General features: G+C 66.8%; 25 protein-coding genes. 8 read left to right on the forward strand and 17 right to left on the reverse strand.

Annotated elements, in window-relative coordinates; genetic code table 11:
• Positions 1-9: 9 nt before the first annotated feature.
• On the forward strand, positions 10-663 hold the full coding sequence (locus tag HHL15_RS16000) for a DsbA family oxidoreductase (protein WP_169146786.1): 654 nt from the start codon (positions 10-12) through the stop codon (positions 661-663).
• 86 nt (positions 664-749) lie between these two features.
• Positions 750-1940, forward strand: coding sequence for a glycerophosphodiester phosphodiesterase (locus HHL15_RS16005; protein ID WP_169146787.1), 1191 nt, complete (start codon positions 750-752; stop codon positions 1938-1940).
• 164 nt (positions 1941-2104) lie between these two features.
• Here the strand turns inward: HHL15_RS16005 and HHL15_RS16010 are convergent, their stop codons facing one another.
• Positions 2105-2593 (reverse strand): hypothetical protein, encoded by a 489-nt coding sequence (locus HHL15_RS16010; protein ID WP_169146788.1) that lies wholly within the window; start codon positions 2591-2593, stop codon positions 2105-2107.
• On the reverse strand, positions 2590-3630 hold the full coding sequence (locus HHL15_RS16015) for a 4Fe-4S binding protein (RefSeq protein WP_328825056.1): 1041 nt from the start codon (positions 3628-3630) through the stop codon (positions 2590-2592). The genes HHL15_RS16010 and HHL15_RS16015 overlap by 4 nt, the downstream gene beginning before the upstream one ends.
• A gap of 158 nt (positions 3631-3788) precedes the next feature.
• Here HHL15_RS16015 and HHL15_RS16020 point away from each other — a divergent pair, with 158 nt between their 5' ends.
• On the forward strand, positions 3789-4115 hold the full coding sequence (locus HHL15_RS16020) for a DUF2502 domain-containing protein (protein ID WP_169146789.1): 327 nt from the start codon (positions 3789-3791) through the stop codon (positions 4113-4115).
• 10 nt (positions 4116-4125) lie between these two features.
• Here the strand turns inward: HHL15_RS16020 and HHL15_RS16025 are convergent, their stop codons facing one another.
• From HHL15_RS16025 to HHL15_RS16065, 9 genes are all read right to left on the reverse strand, one after another.
• Entirely contained in the window at positions 4126-5211 is a 1086-nt protein-coding gene (locus tag HHL15_RS16025; RefSeq protein ID WP_169146790.1) for an ADP-ribosylglycohydrolase family protein, read from the reverse strand.
• 26 nt (positions 5212-5237) lie between these two features.
• The gene (locus tag HHL15_RS16030; protein ID WP_169146791.1) at positions 5238-6314 is read right to left on the reverse strand and encodes an extracellular catalytic domain type 1 short-chain-length polyhydroxyalkanoate depolymerase; all 1077 of its coding nucleotides are present in this window, start codon (positions 6312-6314) and stop codon (positions 5238-5240) included.
• A gap of 113 nt (positions 6315-6427) precedes the next feature.
• Positions 6428-7006, reverse strand: coding sequence for a phasin family protein (locus HHL15_RS16035; protein ID WP_169146792.1), 579 nt, complete (start codon positions 7004-7006; stop codon positions 6428-6430).
• 184 nt (positions 7007-7190) lie between these two features.
• Positions 7191-7763 (reverse strand): flavin reductase family protein, encoded by a 573-nt coding sequence (locus HHL15_RS16040; RefSeq protein WP_169146793.1) that lies wholly within the window; start codon positions 7761-7763, stop codon positions 7191-7193.
• Positions 7764-7799: 36 nt separating this feature from the next.
• On the reverse strand, positions 7800-8159 hold the full coding sequence (gene speD / locus HHL15_RS16045) for an adenosylmethionine decarboxylase (RefSeq protein WP_206198807.1): 360 nt from the start codon (positions 8157-8159) through the stop codon (positions 7800-7802).
• Positions 8156-8299 carry a hypothetical protein gene (locus HHL15_RS16050; RefSeq protein ID WP_169146794.1) on the reverse strand — a complete coding sequence of 48 codons (144 nt, stop codon included), beginning with the start codon at positions 8297-8299 and terminating at the stop codon, positions 8156-8158. Before HHL15_RS16050 ends, speD begins: the two co-directional genes overlap by 4 nt.
• A gap of 20 nt (positions 8300-8319) precedes the next feature.
• Positions 8320-9807, reverse strand: coding sequence for a DUF4178 domain-containing protein (locus HHL15_RS16055; RefSeq protein ID WP_169146795.1), 1488 nt, complete (start codon positions 9805-9807; stop codon positions 8320-8322).
• A gap of 7 nt (positions 9808-9814) precedes the next feature.
• Complete coding sequence (locus HHL15_RS16060) at positions 9815-10849, reverse strand: SPFH domain-containing protein (RefSeq protein ID WP_169146796.1); 1035 nt, start codon at positions 10847-10849, stop codon at positions 9815-9817.
• A 69-nt stretch (positions 10850-10918) separates the two neighbouring features.
• On the reverse strand, positions 10919-11305 hold the full coding sequence (locus HHL15_RS16065; protein WP_169146797.1) for a DUF350 domain-containing protein: 387 nt from the start codon (positions 11303-11305) through the stop codon (positions 10919-10921).
• An 82-nt stretch (positions 11306-11387) separates the two neighbouring features.
• Here HHL15_RS16065 and HHL15_RS16070 point away from each other — a divergent pair, with 82 nt between their 5' ends.
• A complete protein-coding gene (locus tag HHL15_RS16070) occupies positions 11388-12938 on the forward strand; it encodes a polyamine aminopropyltransferase (RefSeq protein ID WP_169146798.1) in 1551 nt (516 codons plus the stop codon).
• The gene (locus HHL15_RS16075; protein WP_169146799.1) at positions 12938-14545 is read left to right on the forward strand and encodes an FAD-dependent oxidoreductase; all 1608 of its coding nucleotides are present in this window, start codon (positions 12938-12940) and stop codon (positions 14543-14545) included. Before HHL15_RS16070 ends, HHL15_RS16075 begins: the two co-directional genes overlap by 1 nt.
• Positions 14546-14622: 77 nt before the next feature.
• Here the strand turns inward: HHL15_RS16075 and HHL15_RS16080 are convergent, their stop codons facing one another.
• From HHL15_RS16080 to HHL15_RS16090, 3 genes are all read right to left on the reverse strand, one after another.
• A complete protein-coding gene (locus HHL15_RS16080; RefSeq protein WP_169146800.1) occupies positions 14623-15273 on the reverse strand; it encodes a hypothetical protein in 651 nt (216 codons plus the stop codon).
• A gap of 44 nt (positions 15274-15317) precedes the next feature.
• The gene (locus HHL15_RS16085) at positions 15318-16949 is read right to left on the reverse strand and encodes an ABC-F family ATPase (protein WP_169146801.1); all 1632 of its coding nucleotides are present in this window, start codon (positions 16947-16949) and stop codon (positions 15318-15320) included.
• Positions 16950-17101: 152 nt separating this feature from the next.
• The gene (locus HHL15_RS16090; protein ID WP_169146802.1) at positions 17102-17527 is read right to left on the reverse strand and encodes a PilZ domain-containing protein; all 426 of its coding nucleotides are present in this window, start codon (positions 17525-17527) and stop codon (positions 17102-17104) included.
• A 301-nt stretch (positions 17528-17828) separates the two neighbouring features.
• Here HHL15_RS16090 and HHL15_RS16095 point away from each other — a divergent pair, with 301 nt between their 5' ends.
• Positions 17829-18464, forward strand: coding sequence for a PEP-CTERM sorting domain-containing protein (locus HHL15_RS16095; protein WP_169146803.1), 636 nt, complete (start codon positions 17829-17831; stop codon positions 18462-18464).
• 368 nt (positions 18465-18832) lie between these two features.
• Positions 18833-19498 (forward strand): PEP-CTERM sorting domain-containing protein, encoded by a 666-nt coding sequence (locus HHL15_RS16100; RefSeq protein ID WP_169146821.1) that lies wholly within the window; start codon positions 18833-18835, stop codon positions 19496-19498.
• Between the two features lie 69 nt (positions 19499-19567).
• On the opposite strand, the gene HHL15_RS16105 is transcribed toward HHL15_RS16100, so the two are convergent.
• Complete coding sequence (locus HHL15_RS16105) at positions 19568-20296, reverse strand: YebC/PmpR family DNA-binding transcriptional regulator (RefSeq protein ID WP_169146804.1); 729 nt, start codon at positions 20294-20296, stop codon at positions 19568-19570.
• A gap of 185 nt (positions 20297-20481) precedes the next feature.
• On the opposite strand from HHL15_RS16105, the gene HHL15_RS16110 reads away from it, so the two are divergent.
• Positions 20482-22008, forward strand: coding sequence for a helicase HerA-like C-terminal domain-containing protein (locus tag HHL15_RS16110; RefSeq protein ID WP_169146805.1), 1527 nt, complete (start codon positions 20482-20484; stop codon positions 22006-22008).
• 57 nt (positions 22009-22065) lie between these two features.
• Here HHL15_RS16110 and folD read toward each other — a convergent pair whose 3' ends face one another.
• Both folD and HHL15_RS16120 read right to left on the reverse strand, forming a co-directional pair.
• Entirely contained in the window at positions 22066-22983 is a 918-nt protein-coding gene (gene folD / locus HHL15_RS16115; RefSeq protein WP_169146806.1) for a bifunctional methylenetetrahydrofolate dehydrogenase/methenyltetrahydrofolate cyclohydrolase FolD, read from the reverse strand.
• On the reverse strand, positions 22980-23300 hold a 321-nt coding region (locus HHL15_RS16120; RefSeq protein WP_268967115.1), incomplete at its 5' end, for a formyltransferase family protein. The genes HHL15_RS16120 and folD, both read right to left, overlap by 4 nt.

Here is a 23300-nt window from a genome sequence, read left to right on the forward strand (position 1 = left end):
ACGCCGGCCATGCTCCACATCGACATCGCCTCCGACATCGTCTGCCCCTGGTGCTTCATCGGCCTGCGCCGCTTCGCCGAGGCCGAAGCCCTGGTGCGCCGGGAGATCCCCGACTTCGCCCTGCGCAAGCGCTGGCTGCCCTTCTTCCTCAACCCGGATACGCCCCCCGAAGGCGAACCCTACCTGCCCTTCCTGGTCGCCAAGTTCGGCAGCCGGGAACGGGTGGACGCACTGTTCGCGCAGATCCGCGCGGCCGGGGCGGCCCACGGGGCGGATTTCCACTTCGAGAAGATCCAGGTGCGCGCCAACACCCTCGACGCCCACCGCCTGATCCACCGCACCCAGCAGCAGGGCCTGGATGCGGCCCCGCTGGTGGAGCGCCTGTTCGTGGCCCAGTTCCAGCAGGGCCTCAACGTGGGCGACCGGGCCGTGCTGCGGCAGGTGGCCCGGGACGCCGGCCTCGACGCGCCGGACCTTGCGGCCTGGCTCGCTTCCGATGCCGAGGCCGACACGGTGCGCGCCCTCGAGGGGGAAGTCCGCCACATCGGCATCCGCTCCGTGCCCACCTACCTGGTGGACCAACGCTTTGCGGTGGTCGGTGCCGAAGATCCGGCCACCCTGGCCGAAGCCCTCGGGCGGGCCTGGCGCAGCCGGCAGGACTGAGCCGCGCGGCGGATTCATCCATCCTTCACGGAGGCTTAACAGCCTCCACACACACTTGGCGCCTTTCAACCGATTGGAATTGCGCCATGCCCGTGTCACGCCCAACCCTCATCGCCGCGCTATGCGGCAGCCTCGTCCTGGCCGCCTGCGGCGGCAGCGACAGCGACCGCCCCTTCGCCACCCTGGACGGCAAGCAGCCCCTGGTGGTCGGCCACCGCGGCGCGGCCGGCTACCTGCCCGACCACACCCTGGAGGGCTACCGCAAGGCGATCGCGATGGGCGCCGACTTCATCGAGCCCGACCTGGTGGCCACCAAGGACGGCGAGCTGATCGCCCGCCACGAGCCCAACATCACCGCCACCACCGACGTGTCCACCCGGCCCGAGTTCGCCGCCCGCAAAACCACCCGCATGGTGGACGGCGTGGCCGAGACCGGCTGGTTCGCCACCGACTTCACCCTGGCCGAGATCAAGACCCTGCGCGCCATCCAGCCCCTGTCCGACCGCGATCAGTCCTTCAACGGCCAGTACCAGATCCCGACCCTGCGCGAAGTGCTCGACCTGGCCAAGGCCGAAGGCACCAAGGCCGGCCGCACGATCGGCGTGTATCCGGAGACCAAGCACCCCACCTACCACGAGGACAACAACCTCAAGCTGGAAGACCGCCTGCTCGCCATCCTCGCCGAGTACGGCTACACGAAGAAGGACTCGCCGGTGATCCTGCAGTCCTTCGAGACCGCCAACCTCAAATACCTGCGCGCCAGGACCAATCTGCGCCTGATCCAGCTGGTGGACGGTGACGACTACGACTTCAAGACCGGCGCCGTGACTTTCGCCGCCCCCTTCGACCGCCCCTACGACTGGACCCGCGCCGGCAGGAGCGAACTGTTCGGCTCGATGGTGACGCCTGCCGGCCTGGCCGAGATCGCCAAGTACGCCGACGGTGTGGGCCCGTGGAAGCCCTACATCGTGCCGGTGAAAGGCAGCTTCGACGCCAGCGGCAAGATGCAGGACGTGAATGGTGACGGCGCCGTGAACTACGCCGATGCCAGCTCCTCCACCCCCACCACCCTGGTGGCCGATGCCCACAAGCTCGGGCTGATGGTGCACACCTGGACTTTCCGCAACGAAGCCAAGCGCCTCGCCGCCGACTACAAGGGCGATCCGAAGGCCGAGTACCTGCAGTTCTTCCGCCTGGGTGTGGACGGGCTGTTCTCCGACTTCTCGGACACCGCGGTGGCCGCCCGCCAGACCTACCTGAAGGAACTCGGGCGCTGAAGCCGGGGCGCCTGGCAGCCGGACTGCCCCTTTTTAAGGCGCTTCGAAAAAAACCTTGCGCATCAGTAACCTGAGTCTGCACCCCACAACTTGTCCACAGGCTTTGCCACGTCCGGCGGGGATAATTCCCGCCGGACGCGTCCTGGCCACGACAGCACCCAGGGTCAGAAGTACCAGCCTCCATGGCTGCCTGCCACGGCGCCGAGCACCACCACCAGGCTGGCCGTCAGCAGCACCACGTGAACACGCTGGATGCGCGCCATGGTGCCCAGCGGGTCCTTTCTTGCCTGGGCCTGGAACAGCTTCTGCAGCACGAAAGGCTCCAGGATGAAGAGCATCACCGCGAACAGGCTCCAGACGATCACCATGCCGTGCATCCACCACCAGGTGGCCGGCTCGGCAAAGCGGCTCCACGCATCCAGGCGCCAGGTCAACCACAGACCCGAGGCCCCGGCCAGCAGCACCGTCCACCGGGCGATGGCGGCAAAGCGGTGCTCCAGGCGCTCGAACAGGTCGAGCTGACCGGCGGGTTCGCTGAGCGCCCGGCAGGCAGGCAGCAGCACCAGGGTCACGAAGGCCACCCCGCCGATCCAGATCAGCACGGCGAAGACATGCAGCGCCCGGGCGATGGCAAAGTCGTTGAAACCACTCATGGAAGCGTCCTCTCCTGTTTCAATGGGGGCCGGGGCGGTGCAAAGGCGGCCTCGTTACGCCGTGCGGCGCTGCCGGACACCCAGTGAAGCAAAGAGCCTGCCGGATTGTCCTGCTGGGTCGTCTCGCAGGCACTGACGCACTGCGCGCACTGGGTGCAGGTGAACATCGCGCGCTTGATGTTGCGGGGTTTCAGACGCATCGGACAGACGTGGTCGCAGGCGCTGTAGCAATCCGCACAATCCGCCGCCCGCTCCCGCTCGAAGCCCACCACCATCGCCTCCCGGTTGCCCATCCAGGCCAGGCTCTGGAACATCCCCACCGCACAGGCATAGCGGCAGAAGAGGTGACGCGCGAAAAGAAACTCGATGGACAGCAGCAAGGTGCCGGCCACGATGAAGATCGCCTCGTTGCGGCTCGGCTCCAGGGCCAGCAGATGGCCATACACCTGGAACGGCGGCAACAGGTAGGTAAGCAGCACCACCGCCCAGACAAAGGCGAAGCCCACCGCCAGCGGCACCGTGACCAGCCACCAGCGGGCATCCTGGCGGACCGGGCGGCCATCCGGCTCGCGCGGCGGGAGGGTGCGCGGCTCCCACACGCTGGGCTTGCCGCTGGCCCGGCGCATCAGCCCGTTGAGCGTCTCGACCACCGAGAAATGGGGACACAGCCAGCCGCAATACAGCCGCCCCCAGCGCCAGGCCACGCCGATCAGCAGCGCCCCGGCCGCCAGGATGGGCAGTAGCACCCGGCCAAGGATGCGGCCGAGCGCCCCCAGGGCGTCGATCCGGCCGCTGCTGAAATCATCCAGGCCGGCCCGCCACTCGAAACCCAGCAACCAGGCATGGCCCGCCACCAGGTCGTAGCGCAGCAGGTTGAACACCGGCGCCAGCACGAAGAGCACGAAGAAAGCCGCCTGGGCCAGCATGCGCAGGCGCTGGCGGCTCCGCTCCGGCAGGGCCCGGGCCGGGACAACCGGGATCACCCGGCGCAAGGCAGGGGAGGTGGCGGGGCGGATCAGATCGGACTCGGCATTCACGTCGCCGAGGCTAGCCGTCCTGTCCCAGGATGACCTTGATCCGCGACAACCCGGCCACCCCGTAATGGGTAATACACCACAGCCGGGCGCTGCCTGCGTGCGACAAGCCGTTCAAAAGCGCGCAGAATCAGGCATCAAAGCATGGAAAAGGAATCTGAATGCGCACCCCACTCGTGCTCTGCCTGAGCCTGGCCGCCCTCCTCCAGGGGCTCCCCGCCGCCCATGCGGTCGATGTGGACCTGAGCATCCGCGCGCCCGGCATCCAGCTCTACATCGGCGACCGTGACCGGAACGGCCGCTACTGGGATGGTGGCCGCTGGCGTGACGAGCGCTGGTGGAACGACAACTGCCACCGCTACCGTGATCGCCGCGACTTCCGCGGCCATTGCGGGCCAGATCGCCGGGACTACCGCGAACACCGGGAGTATCGTGACGACCACCGGCATCACTGTCCTCCGGGCCAGGCCAAGAAAGGCCTGTGCTAGACGTCGCTACTCACGCCTCCGCGGCCATCTGATCCGCCAGCCGTCGGGCCTGCTCAAGCAGGCCCGCTGCATTTTCAAGCCCGTCGATGAAGCGCTGCGGAATACCCGACAAACCGGTCTGGGCGCCGGCCAGCGCGCCGGTGAGCATGGCCCGGGCCAGGTTCTGCCCCCCTCCATTCACGGCATGCAGCACCGCCGATTCGAAATCGTCCGGGAAGCGCGCCGCCAGGTAATAGGCGGCCGGAAACTGGTGATACACGGCACAGGGCATCCCATACACCGTGGAGACCTTCCAGGCCGGCTCGATGCGGATGCCCGGGTCGGTCGCTGCCAGCGCCATGGAGGACGGCCCGAGCAGCGCATCCGGCGACGGAAAGCGGCCGGCCACGGGGGCCTCGGCCTCACCGGGGCGGGGTGCCTGGAGGCGCCCGCTGGTCACCGTATGAAAGGGCAGCAGGCCGCTCTTGACCCGCGCCATCAACAGGCCGGACACCTTGCCATCCATCGGTTGCCCCTCCACCAGCAGCCCCAGCACTGCTGCAAAGGCGACGGTCATGGCCACCACGGTGCCATCGTTCTGGGTCAGCAAGGTGTTGCGCGTCACCGCGTCGGCCAGGCGCTCCGGACGCAGGGCATGGCGTACCGCGATGGCGATGATGCGCTCGGCCGCCTCGGTGGTATCCGCATTGCCTGCGCAGCGGCCCCACGGCAGCCCTTCCAGCACCCGCTTCCGCCATGCTTCACGCATCGACTGGCTGGTATAGCCGCCCGGCCCGGCCATCGGCGTGCCATCGATCTGCGGAAAGAAGTCCTCGTCCAGCCGCCGACAGAAATCGGCCTCGTCATAGCCCCCCTGGGACACCAGCGAATCCACCGTCAGGGCCATCAGGATGCCGGCCTGGGAGGCTTGGCCGGCCTTCATGCCGCCGTGGTAGCGCTCCGGGCGCGGATCGGTATAGCCGCTGATCCAGTCCCCATAATCGGCCCGCATGGCGGCCAGGTCGTAATACCAGTGGGGGCCGAGCGCCAGGGCGTCGCCGATGAAGGCGCCCATCAGCGCGCCGGCGGCACGGTCCTGCAGATCGAGGCTGGGCATGGAAAACTCCAGAAGGGATGAGTTCTTCAGACGGTTCGAGAGCGGCCCCGTTCCCTCGGCAAGGCAAAGAACTGCCAGGCGAGCCGCAGGGCATCGGGGCCGGCCGGGTCGGAGAAGGCCTGCCCGGCCGCACCGCCGCTCCAGGCATGGCCCATGCCGGCCACCTCCAGCAGACGCACGCGGAGCTGTCTCCCGGCCAGCCAGTCGGTACGCGTCACGGCATGCCGTTTGCCCCGCTGCACGCGCCCTGTCCGCTCAACGATGGCCTGCCCCTCGGGCTGCAGGTCGAGCCACAGCATCGCAGCAGCACGGGCATTGCCCGCATCCACCACCCGGTCACGCTCGCCGTGGATCAGCAACAGCGGGGGCGGCGCCCTGCCCTCCAGGTGCTTGGCGATAGCCTCGGCGTCCGGAGAGCGTCGGCCGCGCATGCTCTGACCGGCTTGCAGGGCAGTGCCGGCACTGAAGGGCGCGGCCCCGGAGTGGCTGCCCACGGCCCCGAAGCGTGCGGGGAACTGCAGGCCCAGGGTCAGGGCCATCGCCCCGCCGGCCGACAGGCCGAGGGCGAACAGCGGCCCCCGCAGGCGTGGGTGCGCAGCCTGGACGTGGTCGACGATGGACATCAGGATCTTCGCCTCCAGCCCGATCTGCAGCGGGCTGCCGAACCAGTTCCAGCAGCGCTGGGGATTGGCCTCGCGGGCCTGCTCGGGCATCAGTACGGCAAACCCCTTGTCCCGCGCCAGGCTTGCGCAGCGGGTGGACGCGGCGAAAGCCGCGCTGTCCTGGGCACAACCGTGGAGCAGGAGGAGCAGCGGAATCGGCTTGCGGGCAGTGGCTCCAGCGGGGATGAAGAGCCGGTAGTGACGCATGGCCATCGGTCCGAGCCCCCAGCGCCCTTCGCTCCAGCTGCCGCCAGTGAGCGGCCCTGGAGCCCCGGCTGGCGTCATCACACCGGAGAGGACGTGGCGCGCCGAATCGGCAAACCTCTCTCCTGCGGCCACGCCTTGGCGCCCGGCCGCACGGCTGATCCGGGCCCCCTGCCGCATGCTGCTGCGGGCCAGGCGGGAGAAGGCAGTCAACAACGGGGATTTGCGGCGGGCCATGATCGTCTCCACAAAAACCAAAAAGGCCCCGAAGGGCCTTTTTGGATCATGCCACAGCACAAGGGCGGGCATGTAAAACCGGGTCCGCAGATGCGGACCGGGTTCCGGCAGCCTTAGGCCACCTTCAGGGCGCTGGCAGCAGCCTTGGCACCCTTGTCGACGTTCTCGACGGCGACAGCGGTGGCCTTCTCGACGCTGGCCTGGGCAGCAGCAGCAACCTGCTTGGCAGCCTTCTGGGCGCCTTCGTAAGCGGAGCTGGCGTTGGCCAGGGCGGTCTTGACGGCCTTGATGGCGGGCTCGGAACCGGCCGGAGCGTTCTTGAACAGGTTGTCCAGGGTCACTTCGACGTTCTTGGACAGGGCAGAGGTTTCGCCTTCGACCAGCTTGGTCAGCTCTTCCTGGGTGTCACCGCCGATGGCGGAGAGGCTGCGGCCGTAGGCCACGGACTTCTCGACGGCGGGGCTCACGGCGCCCAGGTGGAGGGCGGCCAGGGCCTTCGGGTCTTTGGCGGCGAGCACGGCCTTGGAGAAGGCGATGCTGTCGTCAAAGGCGCCACGGGCGGTCGCCAGGTTCAGGCTGGACACGCGCTCGACGGCGGTGAAGAGGGTGGTCACGAAGCTGGTGGCGGTCTTCAGACCGGCTTCGACGTTGGCTTTGGAAGTGGCGACGATTTGCTCGGGGGTCAGGGACATGATGATCTCCTCAAAAAGTGGGGGCTGCGATCACCGAATCGGTTTCGGTATGGCTCTATGTTGCACCGCAACAAAAAAGATTGCAAGCATTTTTGTTGCAGTGCACAAAGAATCTTTCACACCCCTGGAAAACCTCTGCCCGGACGTCCTTCAAACAACCGCCGCCCCCTTTTGCATCAATCCTTTATGCCTGCGGCTCGGCATCCACCGCGAAGGCTTCGCCAGTCGCGAAGAAGTGCCCCCCGGCCACGTAGTGGATGCTGCGCTGGCGCTCCGACGGGAAATGCCAGCGGCCGTCCGAGTACACCTCTGGATCGGCCCAGGCGGCGACCACCTCGCCGAGGAAGAGGTCGTAGGTGCGCTGGATGTGCGGCTCGTCGATCACCCGGCATTCGAGCCAGCCGATGCAGCCGACCGGCAAGGGCGCCGCCACCTGGCTGGCCGGCCGGGTCTCCAGGGCCAGGGCATCGAACTTGTCGCCTTCGCGCCCTGAGCGGGATCCGGCAGACAGCGTCTGCACGGCGAGGTCGCGGCTGGGCACGGCCAGCACGAACTCGCGGGACGCTTCCACCAGCTCACGGGTCAGGGTGCTCCGGTCGATCACCACCGCCACCTTGGGCGGGTCGAAATCCAGCGGCATGTTCCAGGCCGCCGCCATGATGTTGCGGCGGTCACCGTGAGCCGATGACAACAGCACCGTGGGGCCGTGGTTGAGCAGACGGTAGGCGTGATCGAGGGGAACGGACTGGAGCGACATGGCAGATCTGCGACGGATGACGGAATGCCACGCAGTTTAGCCCCGCGGCGTCTCCCGGCATGTGACGGATTCCGGCTGCAAGGCCGCTTGCAGGACCTGGACAGCCCGTTCCGGGCGGGCCCGGCCACACATGAAGACATCCACCGCGGCAAAACCATGCTCCGGCCAGGTATGGATGCTGATGTGGGACTCCTGCAGGAGCAGCACCCCGGTCACCCCGAGCCCGGGGCCGAAGGGGTGGAAATGCCCTCCCACCGGGGTTGCGCCGGCCATGCGCGCGGCCTCGCGCAGCAAGGTTTCGATGCTCAGCGGATCCTGCAGCCGATCGGCAGGCACACCGTGGAAGTCGGCCAGCAGGTGCAGCCCCTTGGGCAGATGCGGGGGGCCGTCGCTCACTTGTGCCCTCCGCCGCCGGATGACCAGCTGCCGCCGCCGCTGCCTCCGCTGCTCCAGCCCCGGCTGCTGCCGCCGCGCTCGCTGACGTGTTCCAGGTTGAACAGCGTCACCACGACCGCCACGATCAGCGCGAATTTCACATACCCCCCCCGCCCCACGCCTAGTCCTCCAGCACGTTGGTGTAGACCGGCAGCCACAGCACGGCCACGGCGATCAGGATCAGGAAGAAGCTGTACAGCCCGCCAAAGACGGCGATCGGCACATTGACAAGCAGGATCAGCACGGTGAACACCCAGGCCAGCGGACGCAGCGCCTGGCGCCGCTCTCCATCGGAACCAACCTCGCCACTGCCGGCCAGCGCATTCACCGCGGCCCCGGCGGCGAGCTTGCCCTTCCTGCCGAACCAGCCATCGACGGTGGTGGCCGGCACCCGCTGGGCCAGCGACCAGGTGAGTTCGGCCGGGCTGCGCTCGCTGCTCAGGGTGGCGCTGCTGCCCCGGTAGTCGGTGATGGCCACCGCGTCGCCCGCCCGCACCCGCCAGTTGAAGGCTCCGGCCACCTGGACGACCTGAGCACCGTAGGCCTGCATGCGGGTGTAGGCATTGCCCTCGTGGCGCACTGCGCTGGCCGACACGGATTCGGGCCAGATATTGAGCACCTTGACCTTGTCCCAGCCGGCGGACGACTCCACCAGCCACAGGAAGCCCTGGGCCTCGCTGTACAGCAGGTACTCGACCCATTCGTCGGAGCCGCCGGTCTCGCGGCATTTCATGAGGCCGATCAGGGCCCAGGCCGTGCCATCGATACGGGCCTCTTCACCCAGCTTGAGGGTGGTCTCGAGCGCCGCCTCGCGACGGCTGGCCTCCATGACCTCCAGCGTGCCGGAGCTCGCGTCGCTCTCGGCCCCGCAGGCCGGGCAGTGGAGATGGGCCGCCACCGCCGGACGCCATGCGATGGACGCGCCGCAGGACGGGCAGGCCAGGGCCTCGGCCTTGCCCTTCAGGTGGCCGGCACTGCGCAGGATCTCGTCGGGCTCACGCAGCAGCTGGCAGCGCAGATCCTCGAGGCTCACCGCCTTGCCCGCATAGCGGCGCGGCTTGCCCTCCTCGGAATAGTCCAGGGTCAGGAAGCGGACGGTCTGGCGGTAATCGACAACCCGGGCCTCCCAGCCCGGACCGACCTGGAAGGGCAGCTCGCCCTCCCCGGCGGTACAGCGGGCCGTGCGCAGGTCGGACGCGGTGTAGGTGATGCCGTCCCAGGCATACTGCCCGCCGGGCACGGTCTGCGCGAAGGACGGCGCTTCGGCGGCCAGCCCGGCGTCCACGGTGATCGCGTACTGGCCGGAGGCGTCCGACAACCAACCGGCGCTGCCATCGTCGAACAGGATGTACCACTCGTTCCAGAAGCCATCCTCGTAGCGCAGCTGGATGCGCCCGACGACGCCGAAGGCCTTGCCCGCATACATGCCCGAGGTGGTGATGCGGATCGGCGAGTAGTCCTCCAGCACCACCGCCATCTTGCCCGCGTCGCGCACGGCGTCGCCCTCACGCAGCAAGGTACTCTGGCAATACTCGCAGACGGCCATGGCCGAGGTGGCCGAACGGAAGACAACCTCCGCGCCGCAGCTGGGGCAGGCGAGCTTGAACACCCGGCGCTCAGCCGATCAATTGCTTGAGGATCTCCGCCTTGGCGGAATCGTAGTCGGCCTGGGTCACCAGGCCCTTGTCGAGCAGCGACTTGAGCTTGGCCAGGCGGGCCTCGGGGTCGTCTGCCGCCGGAGCAGCCGCCGGCACGGGCGCCGCTGCGGGAGCAACCGGGGCAGCAGGCGCCTGGCTGCCGCGCAGGGCATCCATCATCACCTGGCCCATGCCCACGCCCGCCGCCAGCCCTGCGCCCACGCCGGCCAACCCGCCCTCGTTCTGGGCCGCCAGCGGCATCGAATTGGCCACCTGGTACTGGGTGTACTTGCCCAGGTCACCGACCATGCCCATGGAAATGCGGGTGTCGATGGCCTTCTGCAGTTCCTCGGGCAGGGAGATGTTCTCGACCGCGAAGTTGTCCAGGGTCAGGCCGTAGCGGTCGAAGGTGGGGGCCATGGTGGCCTGCATGCGCTCGGCCAGCAGGATCTGGTTGGCCGCCATGTCGAGGAAGGGCAGCTCGGAGCCGCCCAGGGTGGCGCTCATGGTCGCCACCACCAGGTTGCGCAGTTGCTGCTCCAGCTCATCCACCGTGTAGGTGGCGCGGGTGCCGCTGATCTCGGTGAAGAACTTCTTCGGGTCCAGCAGCTTGTAGGAATACATGCCGAAGGCACGCAGCCGCACCATGCCGAAATCCTTGTCTCGGATGGTGATCGGCTGCGGCGTTCCCCACTTGCGCCCCAGTTGCAGGCGGGTGCTGAAGAAGTAGACGTCCGACTTGAAGGGCGACTCGAAGAGCTTGTCCCAGTTCTTCAGGTAGGTGAGCACCGGGATGGTCTGGGTGGTCAGTTTGTACATGCCGGGGCCGAACACGTCGGCCACCTTGCCCTCGTTGACGAAGACCGCCATCTGCGAATCCCGCACGGTGAGGCTGGCGCCGTACTGGATTTCGAAGTCTTCCATCGGATAGCGCCAGGCCAGGGTGCCGTCCGACTCCTCGTTCCACTGGAGGACGTCGATGAATTGCTTCTTGATGAAGGATCCGAGGCTCATGCTTGCTCCCGATGGGCTTGTTTCAGAGAAGGACGCAGGATGGCGGCAGGCGCAGGTCCGGCACGGGCATCACGACATGCAGGCCGCGTTGATGATGCCCACCACCAGCGCCACCGTGCCCGCAAAGGCGCCGGCCGCCACGTTGTTGGCCGACAGCAGGTCGGGCAGGCGCGGCACCAGGCGGCCCAGCAGCACATAGGCAAGCACCTGCATGGCCAGGCCGGCTGCGCTCCAGGCCAGGAACATCAGGTAGGTGTCGTTGTGCAGGATGCTGGATGCCACGGTGAGCGAGAAACCGATGAGTGCCCCCCCCAGGGAAAGGGCTGGCGCAACGAATCCCTGACGGATCAGGGACATCTCGCAGAAGGGGGTGACCCGCAGGTAGATGGCCGCAAAGGCCAGCACCATCAGCAGGCCCGAAAGCAGATGCACCACGTAATTGTAGAACGGCTCCATCAGCGGAATCCTCGGCGACCGGGCCGTTATTTAGCCAGCATTCACCGTGCCCGGCAAGCGCTTTCAGGGTAGAGTCCGCGCCATGTCAGACGCTGCTTCCTCCCCTTCCGGCGCCCTTCGCCAGCCCGATCGGCTGCTGATCCTGTCGGTTTTCGTGGTCGCCTCCTGCGGCCTGGCCTACGAGTTGATCGCCGGCGCCCTGTCGAGCTACCTGCTGGGCGACTCGGTGCTGCAGTTCTCCTCGATCATTGGCTGCTATCTGTTCGCCATGGGGGTGGGTTCGCACCTCTCCAAGTACGTGGACGACCGGGACGTGCTGGCCCGCTTCATCGACATCGAGCTGCTGGTGGGCCTGCTCGGTGGACTGTCGGCGACCCTGCTGTTCCTGCTCTTCGCCTGGATGTCGGCGCCCTTCCGCAGCGTGCTGTACGCGCTGGTGTTCGCCCTGGGTGTGCTCGTGGGCATGGAGATTCCGCTTGTGATGCGGGTCCTGCACGCCCGCCAGGCGAGCTTCAGCGAACTGGTGAGCCGGGTGCTCACCTTCGACTACCTGGGCGCCCTGGTCGTGTCGCTGCTCTTCCCGCTGGTCCTGGCACCCCGGCTGGGCCTGTCGCGCACCGGCTTCCTGTTCGGCATGACCAACACCGCAGTCGCCCTGTGGACCCTCTGGTACTACCGTGCCGACCTCCCACGCCTGCGCGGCCGCCTGACCCGCGGCGTGCTGGTGATGGCCTTCCTGGCCGCCGGCCTGGCCACCTCCGGCCAGATCACCGGCTGGGCCGAGCGCGACCTGTTCGGCGACGAGGTGATCTTCGCCACCACCACCCCCTACCAGCGCCTGGTGGTGACGCGCTGGAAGGACGACACCCGTCTCTACATCAACGGCAACCTGCAGTTCTCCAGCCGGGACGAACACCGTTACCACGAGGCGCTGGTGCACCCGGCCCTGGAGAGCCTGCCCTGGGCCAGGTCGGTGCTGGTGCTGGGTGGCGGCGACGGCCTGGCGGTGCGGGAAGTGCTGCGTCACAAGCACGTGGAGCGGGTCACCCTGGTGGACCTGGATCCGGCCATGACCGGGCTGTTCAGCCGCAACGCCGAACTGGCCTCCCTCAACGGCGGCGCCCTGTCCGACCCACGGGTCACGGTGATCAACGCGGACGCCGGCCAGTGGCTGGAAGAGCGCGGTGAAATCTTCGACCTGATCATCGCCGACTTTCCCGACCCCTCCAGCTTCGGCCTGGGCAAGCTCTACTCGGTGCCCATCTACCGCCTGATGGCCCGCCACCTGTCCGAGAACGGCGCCCTGGTGGTGCAATCCACCTCGCCCTGGTTCGCCCCACGCAGCTACTGGTGCATCGACGCAACCCTGCGCGAGGCGGGCTTCCACACCCACCCCTACCACGCCCACGTGCCTTCCTTCGGCGAATGGGGCTTCAACCTGGCCACCCGCCGGCCCGGCTTCACACCGCCGACCCATTACAGCGTGCCCACCCGCTACCTCGACGCCGACACCACCCGGCTGATGTTCCAGTTCCCCCCCGACATGCGCGCCCTGCCCGTGGCAGCCAACCACCTCAACAGCCAGGCCCTGGTGCATTACTTCGAGCAGGACTGGCGCAACGTGGTGCGCTGATGCAGCGGCGACGCTTCCTGGGTCTGGGGGCCGCGGCGGGGATGGCCGCCACCCTGCCCGCCTGCCGCCAGCTCGAGCACCTGGGTATCCCGATCAGCGTGCTGCGCCCCGGCATGGCCGCAGGGCACCGCCTGCGCGATGCCGCCCCCCTGCCCCCGGCCACGCGGGAGATCCGGACAGGAGTCGCCATCCTCGGCAGCGGCATCGCCGGCCTCACCGCCGCCTGGCGCCTGGCCCGCGCCGGACACGCCGACTTCCTGCTGCTGGATGGCCCGGAGCCGGACGGGAACGCCGCCGCCGGCACCCAGGACGGCGTCTCCCACCCCCGCGGCGCCCACTACCTGCCCCTGCCGTCCCTGGAGTCCCGGGTGGTGCGCGAAATCCTCCACGAGATGGGCGTCATCGAGGACGCGCCCTTCGCCGCCCGGCCCCGCTACGCAGAGACCCTGCTGGTGCATGAGCCGGACGAGCGTCTGTTGTTCGAAGGCGAATGGCGCGAGGGCCTGCTGCCCACCGCCCACGTCGGCGACGACGAAGCCGCGCAACACCACCGCTTCATGGACGAGATGGCCCGGCTGCAGGACGCCCGGGGGGCCGATGGGCAGCGCGCCTTCGCGGTACCCCTGGCCCTGTCATCCGCCGACCCGGCCTGGCGCGCCCTTGACGCGCAGACCTTCAGCCACTGGCTGACGGCCCAGGACTACACCGCCCCCAGCCTGCTGGCCTGGCTCGACTACGTCTGCCGGGACGAATACGGCGCTGGGCCCGAGCGGGTCTCCGCCTGGTTCGGCCTGCATTACTTCGCCAGCCGGGGCGGCCACGCCGCCAACGCCCGGGACGGCAGCGTCCTGACCTGGCCCGACGGCCTCGCCCCGCTGGCCCGCCATCTGCGCGCCAGCCTCGCGCCCGGACGCCAGCTGGCCGGTACGGCCTGGCGGATCGAAGAGTCGCCCCACGGCGTGAGCATCCTCGCCAGCGACGCGGACGGCGCCTTCCGCATCCTCGCCGACCGGGCCATCTGCGCGATGCCCATGCACGTCAGTGCCCGCATCGTGCCCGACATGCAGGCCAGGGGTTTCGACCCGGCCCGCCATGCGCCGCCGCAGAGCCCCTGGCTGGTCGCCAATTTCCTGCTCGACGGCTTTCCCGCCGAAGCCGGGGACGTGCCGCTGGCCTGGGACAACGTGATCCATGGCAGCCCAGGCCTCGGCTGGGTAGTCGCCACCCACCAGTGGCTGCGCGCCGCCCGGCCCCCCCGCACGGTGTTCACCACCTACCGGGCCCTGGCCGACCGCTCGCCGGCCGAAGCCCGGCGCTGGCTTGAAAGCGCTTCAGCGGCAAGCCTCTACGAGATGGCCTCGGAAGAGCTACGCCGCGTCTATGGCGGCCCCACCCTGTGGCGCCTGAGCCGCGCCGTCGAGATCACCCTGCGCGGCCACGGCATGGCCTGCCCGGTGCCGGGCACCCTCTCCAATCCGGGTCTGCACGCCCTGCGTCAGGCAAAGGGCCGGCTGCTCTTTGCCCACGCGGATCTGTCGGGCTATTCGGTGTTCGAGGAAGCCGCCCATTGGGGCGATCAGGCAGCACGGAAGATCCTGGCCGGCTAAGACGCGCCAAGCCGCCTCAAGCGTTCGTCCGCCCCCTTGGAGGTAGCGGGCAAAGTGAGCGCGGGTGCCGTTTCCGCTCAGGCCGCCGGGCAATTGCGCCGGCGACGCACGGAATCACTGAGCAGGTCCAGTACGCAATAGAAGGCACCGGCCGCCAGGGGCGGATTGGCCAGCGGCCAGCCCAGCCCCGGAACCTGGCTGCGCCAGGCCCAGTTGCCCAGCCAGGTGCCCCACAGCTCCATCGCCAGGGCCAACAGGAACATGGTCACGTACAGGCGCGGTGCCGGCCCCCAGCGCACGCAGACCAGGAACAGGGCGATGAGCACGGGCCCCAGGCCGTCGATGCCGGCCAGGGCCTGCATACTCACCGCCACCAGCGCCAGCCAGGGCAGCGTCTTCACCGCGGCCAGGGGCAGGCGCTCGGCCAGTTGCAGGCCGAGCCAGTAGAGAAGCACGTGACCGGGCGGCACGAAGAGCGGCAGATTGCCAAGGCGGTAGTCGTACAGCCCCCACACCAGGGACAGCACGACCTCACCGGCGGTGGCGATGCACAGACAGGCCAGCAGACGCCATCGGCCGCCCTCGCTGCGATACAGCAGCAGCGCGAAAAAGGCCCAGGTCCACAGGCTGACCAGGGCTTGCCCCCAGTCTCCACCATGACGGTCCGCCACCAGCCCGAGGGCGATGGTCAGGACCACGAGCAGCGGCAGGGAGATCAGGCTGATCATGTCATATAGCCCCTTCCGCCCCACCGCCGTCACGCCGGGGCGCCTTACTGGATGCCCTGGCTGGACAGGTATTCCTCGTAGGTGCCGCGGTAATCGATGATCTCGCCGGGACCTCGGATCTCGAGGATGCGGGTGGCCACGGACGAGACGAACTCGCGGTCGTGGGAGACGAAGATCAGCGTGCCGCTGAAATCCGCGATGCCCGAGTTGAGGGATTCGATGGATTCCATGTCGAGGTGGTTGGTCGGCTCGTCGAGGAGCAGCACGTTCTTGCGCTGGAGCATCAGCTTGCCGAACAGCATGCGGCCCTGCTCGCCCCCGGAGATCACCTTGACCGACTTCTTCACGTCGTCACCCTTGAACAGCAGGCGACCCAGGGTGCCGCGGATCAGGGTTTCGGCATCGTCGCCCTCGTAGCCGCCTTCACGCACATAGCCGCTGATCCAGTCGGTGAGGTTCTCGCCACTCGCAAAATCGTCGGCGTGATCCTGGGCGTAGTAGCCCAGCTTGGCCTTCTCCGCCCACTTGATGGTGCCGAACTGGGGCTTCAGGCCACGCAGGTTCTCGCCTACCAGCAGCTTCAGCAGGGTGGTCTTGCCGATACCGTTCTCGCCGATGATGGCAATGCGGTCGTTGGCGTCGACAGTGAAGCTGAAGTTCTTGATGATCGGGTTGGCCGGATCGTAGCCGAAGGTGAGGTTCTCGATCTCCACGGCCTGGCGGTGCAGCTTCTCCTTCTCGTCGTAGTCGAAGCGGATCCACGGGTACTGGCGGCTGGACGGCTTGAATTCGTCAATCTTGATCTTGTCGATCTGCTTGGCGCGGCTGGTCGCCTGCCGCGCCTTGGACTTGTTGGCGCTGAAGCGGCGCACGAACTCCTGCAGCTCCTGGACCTTTTCCTTGGCCTTCTGGTTGGCCGCCGACTGACGCTCGCGGGCCTGGGTGGACGCCTCGATGTAGTCATCCCAGGTACCGGGCCACACCTGGATGCGGCCGTAGTCCAGGTCGGCCATGTGGGTACACACCTGGTTCAGGAAGTGCCGGTCGTGGGAGATGATGATCATCGTGGAGTTGCGCTGGTTGAGCACATCCTCCAGCCAGCGGATCGTGTTGATGTCCAGGTTGTTGGTCGGCTCGTCGAGCAGCAGGATGTCCGGATTGGCGAACAGGGCCTGGGCCAGCAGCACCCGTAGCTTCCAGCCGGGTGCCACTTCGCGCATCGGGCCGCTGTGCTGCTCGGTGGGGATGCCGACACCGTGGAGGAGCTCGCCGGCACGGGCCTCGGCGGTATAGCCGTCGTACTCGGCAAAGTGGCCTTCCAGCTCGGCGGCCTTCATGTAGTCGTCCTCGGTCGCCTCGGGATTGGCGTAGATGGCGTCCTTCTCCTGCATGCAGGCCCACATCTCGGCATGGCCCATCATCACCACGTCGATCACGCGCACGTCTTCGTAGGCGAACTGATCCTGCTTCAGGAAGGCCATGCGCTCGCCCGAGTCGAGCGCCACATTGCCCGCGGACGGCTCCAGCACGCCGGCCAGGATCTTCATGAAGGTGGACTTGCCGGCCCCGTTGGCACCGATCAGGCCGTAGCGGTTGCCGTCACCGAACTTGACGGAGACGTTCTCGAAGAGGGGCTTGGCCCCAAACTGCATGGTGATGTTGTTGGCGATGAGCACGACACGAATCCCTTAAATACCGACGGGCGGAACGGCAAAACAAAGAAGGAAAAACGCCGGCGCGAGGCCGGCGAAGCTGGTGCTGAATTTATCATATCTTTCAAGCACCTGGGCAGATTTAACCCGGACTGTCCGGGGAGGCGCCGGGAGACTCAGATCAGGGACGGCCCCGACACGATGGCTGCCGCCTCCTTCTCCGAGATACGGATGGTCGCCGTCGAGATGACGTGGACGGTGAGCCAGTCGTGAAGCTGCACGGCGCCATCCCCCTCGAAGGAGACGAAGCTGCAGCCGAGCTGCCCGCCGCCCTCGCCCACCACGAAGTTCATGTTGCGCGCCACTCCCCGGATCTCGTCCGGAATCCCCTCGAGCTGCAGCGCAAAGGGAAACTCCCTGTTGCCCAGTGGCGGCACGCCCATCGGCAGGCTGAAGCCCTCCAGGGACAAGTCGTTCAGCGGTTGCCGCTGGCCGTCGATGACGACCCAGAAGCAGACATTGCCCCAGCGCCGGGCTACAAAGCGCTGCCGCCGCCGCCGCTCACTGTGCTCGGCATCGACAGCGGTCAAGTCGTCAGCCATTCCATGCTCCCATTCATTTGGACTACCAATTAATTACCACAAACACAGCAAAAAAGCCAAAAACAATGAAAAAACCAGAAACAAATCGTATTACTGAGCAATTACGTAAAACAATAAACACTAATTGACAATCAAGTGTCGGAACATTTAACAAAAGACAAAAATCGAAAAAGAAAAATAATTCAAATACATGTTTTTAAACATTTTTCCCACAACGGGTACGCATTTTGCTCAAAACACCTCAGGCAGAAAATACGTCTGCCATATGCCAAAGAAATCATCACATTCGCAGGAACCTCCAATGAAAAAGCACCTCATAACCCTCGCGCTGACCCTCTCCGCTGGCGCAGCACACGCCGGCGCAAACATCATCGATGAATTCAACATCAATCAAGGCCCCCTGACCCAGAGCGCGCCCGGCGCGGCCATCACCGATAATCTGGCCGGAGTCCGTACCCTGTCAGTGGAACAGCTGTCCTCCGACTTTGGCGCCGGCGACTCGCGCGCCCGCGTCATCAACGGGGTGTTCCTCGTCAGCAATGACTCGGGCGTGGATTCCGAAGTCAAGGTGATCTGGAATGTCGCCCCGTTCTCCATTCCGGCGGGGTCGTCCGACCTCAGCTTCCTCTTCAAGGTTCTGGCATCCGATGGCAATCCGACCAACGTCGATATCACCCTGGACGGAAACAGCATCTTCTCCCAAGCCATTCCTGGCAACACCGTCAACCAGGATGTTGAGTTCTCAGTCAGCTCCAGCATCGGCAGCGGCGGCGTCCTCGAAATGACCCTGAATGGCGTCCCGGGCTGGGATCTGACCATCGACGCCTTTGGTGTCAGCTGGAAGGATCCGACCACCACCACTGTCCCCGAACCCGCCTCCATGGCCCTGGTCGGCCTCGGCATGATGGGCATGATGGCCCTGCGCCGTCGTCGTTGAAAAGAGCCGGGGCCGGCCTGCCTGGCCCCTTGATGTAAACAGGCGCGACCCGCTCGCTTGCATCGGAACACCATGCCCGCGCCTCACAAGGGATCGCGGGCATTTCTATTTTCGGTCCCCAACCTGTGGAGGCAGGCCCGCCTGCACCACCCCGGGCACGATTGCGGCGGCCGCCAATTCCATCACACCCGGAGCCTTGAATACTTAACGAAATCTCATAAACCCGCGATCAGATTACGCCCAATACAGGTAAAATCGAGCGAACTGACAAATACGAAACAACTTCGAAGCCCCTGTGCCGAGCAAGCCTGCGCCATCCCGCAGGTCGGGACGACGCCTCGGGGTTCAACCAGCTAGTGGAGCCCACGATGAACCGAATCCTTCCTGCACTCTTGCTGACCGGCCTGCTGGCTGCCGGCCTGCCCGCCCAGGCAGCGTCGCTGTCCTTCAGCAACGCCCCGGAGCTGACCCCCATCACTCAGGCCGGTACGCTGGACCTGTTCGACACCAGCATCGGCACCTTGCAGAGCGCCAAGCTGACCATCTTTGGCGTGGGCTCCAGCACCTTCTCCTTCGACAACACCAGCTCGGGCAGTCGCAATGTCACTGCGGCCTCGGAGATCAGCCTCTATACGAGCAGCTCCCTGAGCGGCCTCGCCACCATCCTGAACAGCCTGCTGCCGACGCTGTCCCTCACCGCCAGCACCGGTCCGCTGACCCTCGCGTCCGGCTTCACCGCAGTGGGCCCGCTGGCCAGCAGCGGCTCGCTCGAGCTCGACCTGGACCCGAGCATCTTTCTGTCGGCGGGTGGCGGCAACTTCACCGTGTGGTGCGAGAACACCGACAGCAAGAGCCTTCAGGGTGAGACCGCCGGGGTGAGCATGTCGCTCTCCACCTCCGCGGGTTGCGGTGCGACCCTGGTCTACGACTACCTGCCCAACCCGAGCAAGGTTTCCGAGCCGGCCACCCTCGCGCTGCTGGGTATCGGCCTGATGGGCGCCCTGACTTCCCGCCGTCGCAAGCCACGTCACTGAAACCAGCCCGCCCCAAATGAACAAGGCCACCGCGAGGTGGCCTTGTTCATTTTCAACTGGGCCTGGTGCTCACTCCTCGTCCATGACCGCCGAGGTGTACACCGCCTGCACGTCGTCCAGCGACTCCAGCGCATCGAGCAGCTTCTGCATGCGCACGGCGTCGTCGCCGACCAGTTCGGTCTCGTTGAGGGGCTTCATGGTGACTTCGCCGAACTCAGCAGTGAAGCCGGCCTTCTCCAGGGCTTCCTTGACCTCACCAAACTGGTAGGGGTCGGTCATCACCTCGATGGAGCCGTCGTCGTTGGTGGACACATCGTCGGCACCCGCCTCGAGGGCGGCTTCCATCAGCGCATCCTCGGAGGTGCCCGGCGCGAACAGCAGCTGACCGCAGTGCTTGAACTGGAAGGACACGCAGCCGTCGGTGCCCATGTTGCCGCCGTACTTGTTGAAGGCATGGCGCACATCGGCCACGGTGCGGGTCTTGTTGTCGGTGAGGCAATCCACCATCACCGCCGCGCCGCCGATGCCGTAGCCCTCGTAACGGGACTCTTCGTAGGTGACGCCCTCCAGCTCACCGGTGCCCTTCTTGATGGCCCGGTCGATGTTGTCGGCAGGCATGTTCACCGCCTTGCCCTTGTCCACGGCCAGGCGCAGGCGCGGGTTGAAACCCGGATCGCCCCCACCCATGCGGGCAGCAACGGTGATTTCCTTGGCCAGCCGGGAGAAGACCCGACCGCGCTTCTCGTCCTGTCGGCCCTTGCGGTGCTGGATGTTGGCCCACTTGGAATGACCCGCCATGATTCTGTGTCCTTGCTTACGCGACGTAAAGGCGCGATTTTACCCCGCCGCCCGTTTTTCGCGCACGCGCCGCGCCTGATCAGGATCAAATTACGCGTCCATCGGTCGGAAGCCCTGCCCGCAGCCGGCCTTTGCCCGATAATCTCAACCCAACGCATTTTGCCCGTCGCCCAGGAGATACCCCCATGACCGAACCCCTGCTGATCGCCAAGACCCAGGACAAGGAGATCCACCTGCTGCCGCAGCTGGCCAACCGCCACGGCCTGATCACCGGCGCCACCGGCACCGGCAAGACGGTGACCCTGCAGAAGATGGCCGAATCCTTCGCCCGCATCGGCGTCCCGGTCTTCATGGCCGACGTCAAGGGCGACCTGTCGGGCATCGGCGCCGCCGGCGTCGAATCGCCCAAGCTCAAGGAGCGCCTGGCAGCACTCGGCATCGACGAATTCACCCCGCGGGCCAACACCGCGGTGTTCTGGGACGTGTTCGGCGAGGCCGGCCACCCGGTGCGCGCCACCGTGTCGGACATGGGCCCGCTGCTGCTGGCCCGGCTGCTCAACCTCAACGACACCCAGGCCGGCGTGCTGCAGCTGGTCTTCAAGATCGCCGACGACCAGGGCCTGCTGATCATCGACCTGAAGGATCTGCGCGCCACCCTGCAATACGTAGGCGACAACGCCAAGGACTTCACCACCCAGTACGGCAACATCTCGGCCGCCTCCATTGGCGCGATCCAGCGCGGCCTGCTGGGCATCGAGACCCAGGGCGGCGACAAGTTCTTCGGCGAGCCGATGCTCGACATCGCCGACCTGATGCAGACCGACGCAGACGGCCATGGCGTGATCAACATCCTCGCCGCCGACAAGCTCTACAACACCCCCAAGCTGTACTCCACCTTCCTGCTGTGGATGCTCTCCGAACTCTTCGAGCAGCTCCCGGAAGTGGGTGACGTGGACAAGCCGAAGCTGGTCTTCTTCTTTGACGAGGCCCACCTGTTGTTCAACGAGGCTCCCAAGGCCCTGCTCGAGAAGATCGAGCAGGTGGTGCGCCTGATCCGCTCCAAGGGTGTGGGTGTCTATTTCGTCACCCAGAACCCGCTGGATGTGCCCGAGACCGTGCTGGGCCAGCTCGGCAACCGGGTCCAGCACGCGCTGCGCGCCTTCACCCCGCGGGACCAGAAGGCGGTGAAGACGGCGGCCGAGACCATGCGCGCCAATCCTGAATTCGATGCCGCCACGGTCATCACCGAGCTGGGGGTCGGCGAGGCGCTGCTGTCATTCCTCGACGAGAAGGGCCGCCCGAGCATCGTCGAACGGGGCTTCATCGTCGCGCCGGGCTCCCGCCTCGGGCCGCTGACGCCGGCCGAGCGCAAGGCCGCCATTGAAGGATCGGTGATCTTCGGCCACTACGAGGCCCTGGTGGACCGGGAATCGGCCTACGAGAAGCTGCAAGGGGGCGGATCGAAGACCGCCGGCAATGCGGCATCCCCCGGCGGCGCAGTCCCCGCCCCGGCCGAAGAAAGCGGTGGAGGCCTCTTCGGCGGTCTCGGCGAGATCCTGTTCGGCAGCACCGGCCCCCGTGGCGGACGTCACCCCGGACTGGCCGAGACGGCGGCCCGCAGCGTGGTCCGTACCGTCGGCTCGACCATCGGCCGCGAGATCGTGCGCGGCGTGCTGGGCTCCATCCTCGGCGGCGGCAGCCGGCGCCGCTAATCCTTGCCATCCCTGCCCCTTGCTGCGCGGATCGCCCGCGCAGCAAGGGGCAGGGGGTCAGCCACCTTTCAGCAAGGGGGCTTCCCACTCCTGGTAGTCATCGGTCTGGCGCATGCGCAAGGCCCGCTCGGCCGAGCGCAGGGTGTTCTCGATCAGCATCGTCACCGTCATCGGCCCCACCCCGCCCGGCACCGGGGTGATCCAGCTGGCCTTCTCCTTCACCCCTTCGAAATCCACGTCGCCGACGATCTTGCCCGCATTGGGCCCGTCTCGCAGACGGTTGATCCCCACGTCGATCACGATCGCCCCCTGCTTCACCATCTGCGCCACGATCAGCCCCGGCTTGCCCGCCGCCACGATCAGGATGTCCGCCAGGATCGTGTGCTGCGCCAGGTCACGCGTCTTCGCGTGGCACACCGTCACCGTCGCCTCGCGCTGCAGCAACATCAGCGCCATCGGCTTGCCCACGATGTTGCTCGCCCCCACCACCACCACGTTCTTGCCCGCCACGTCCGTTCCCGTCGTGTCGAGCAGCAGCTGCACCCCGTAAGGCGTGCACGGCGGGAAGATCGTGTTGCCCACCACCAACCCGCCCACGTTGTACAGGTGGAAGCCATCCACGTCCTTGTGCACCGAGATCGCCTCGAGCACCCGCCGCGGGTCCACCTGCTCGGGCAGCGGCAGCTGGATCAGGATCCCGTGCACCGACGGGTCCGCGTTGAGCCGCGCGATCGTCGCCAGCACCTCGGCTTCCGGTGCGTCCGCCGGCAGACCAATGTGGAAGGAGCGCACGCCGCACTCCTCGCAGGCCTTCACCTTGTTCCCCACGTACACCCGGCTCGCCGGGTTGTCGCCCACCAGGATCACCGCCAGCCCGGGCTGCACGCCCTGGCTCACCAGTTGGGACACGCGCGTCTTGAAGCCTTCGCGCAACTGTTTCGACAAGGCCTTGCCGTCGATGATCCGGGCGGTCATCGGAACACCACCGTCTTATTGCCATGGACCAGCACGCGGTCCTCCAGGTGGTAACGCAGACCCCGCGCCAGCACCGCCTTCTCGATGTCCTTGCCGTAGCGCACCAGATCGTCCGGCGCATCCGAGTGGTCCACCCGGATCACGTCCTGCTCGATGATCGGGCCCTGGTCCAGCTCGCTCGTCACGTAGTGGCAGGTCGCACCGATCAGCTTCACCCCCTTCGCGTGGGCCTGGTGGTAGGGCTTGGCCCCCACGAAGCTCGGCAGGAAGCTGTGGTGGATGTTGATGATCTGCCCCGGGTAGTCCTCGCACAGCTG

This window comes from Zoogloea dura (assembly GCF_012927165.1).
Lineage (GTDB): Bacteria > Pseudomonadota > Gammaproteobacteria > Burkholderiales > Rhodocyclaceae > Zoogloea > Zoogloea dura.

Coding starts and splice junctions, on each gene's coding strand:
- HHL15_RS16035 (WP_169146792.1), bottom strand. CDS start 7,006: ATGTCCCTGACCCCCGAGCAAATCGTCGCCACTTCCAAAGCCAACGTC.
- HHL15_RS16090 (WP_169146802.1), bottom strand. CDS start 17,527: ATGGCTGACGACTTGACCGCTGTCGATGCCGAGCACAGTGAGCGGCGG.
- HHL15_RS16100 (WP_169146821.1), top strand. CDS start 18,833: ATGAACCGAATCCTTCCTGCACTCTTGCTGACCGGCCTGCTGGCTGCC.
- HHL15_RS16070 (WP_169146798.1), top strand. CDS start 11,388: ATGTCAGACGCTGCTTCCTCCCCTTCCGGCGCCCTTCGCCAGCCCGAT.
- HHL15_RS16040 (WP_169146793.1), bottom strand. CDS start 7,763: ATGTCGCTCCAGTCCGTTCCCCTCGATCACGCCTACCGTCTGCTCAAC.
- HHL15_RS16110 (WP_169146805.1), top strand. CDS start 20,482: ATGACCGAACCCCTGCTGATCGCCAAGACCCAGGACAAGGAGATCCAC.
- folD (WP_169146806.1), bottom strand. CDS start 22,983: ATGACCGCCCGGATCATCGACGGCAAGGCCTTGTCGAAACAGTTGCGC.
- HHL15_RS16000 (WP_169146786.1), top strand. CDS start 10: ATGCTCCACATCGACATCGCCTCCGACATCGTCTGCCCCTGGTGCTTC.
- HHL15_RS16060 (WP_169146796.1), bottom strand. CDS start 10,849: ATGAGCCTCGGATCCTTCATCAAGAAGCAATTCATCGACGTCCTCCAG.
- HHL15_RS16075 (WP_169146799.1), top strand. CDS start 12,938: ATGCAGCGGCGACGCTTCCTGGGTCTGGGGGCCGCGGCGGGGATGGCC.
- HHL15_RS16025 (WP_169146790.1), bottom strand. CDS start 5,211: ATGCCCAGCCTCGATCTGCAGGACCGTGCCGCCGGCGCGCTGATGGGC.
- HHL15_RS16005 (WP_169146787.1), top strand. CDS start 750: ATGCCCGTGTCACGCCCAACCCTCATCGCCGCGCTATGCGGCAGCCTC.
- HHL15_RS16080 (WP_169146800.1), bottom strand. CDS start 15,273: ATGATCAGCCTGATCTCCCTGCCGCTGCTCGTGGTCCTGACCATCGCC.
- HHL15_RS16105 (WP_169146804.1), bottom strand. CDS start 20,296: ATGGCGGGTCATTCCAAGTGGGCCAACATCCAGCACCGCAAGGGCCGA.
- HHL15_RS16020 (WP_169146789.1), top strand. CDS start 3,789: ATGCGCACCCCACTCGTGCTCTGCCTGAGCCTGGCCGCCCTCCTCCAG.
- HHL15_RS16095 (WP_169146803.1), top strand. CDS start 17,829: ATGAAAAAGCACCTCATAACCCTCGCGCTGACCCTCTCCGCTGGCGCA.
- HHL15_RS16010 (WP_169146788.1), bottom strand. CDS start 2,593: ATGAGTGGTTTCAACGACTTTGCCATCGCCCGGGCGCTGCATGTCTTC.
- HHL15_RS16065 (WP_169146797.1), bottom strand. CDS start 11,305: ATGGAGCCGTTCTACAATTACGTGGTGCATCTGCTTTCGGGCCTGCTG.
- HHL15_RS16030 (WP_169146791.1), bottom strand. CDS start 6,314: ATGGCCCGCCGCAAATCCCCGTTGTTGACTGCCTTCTCCCGCCTGGCC.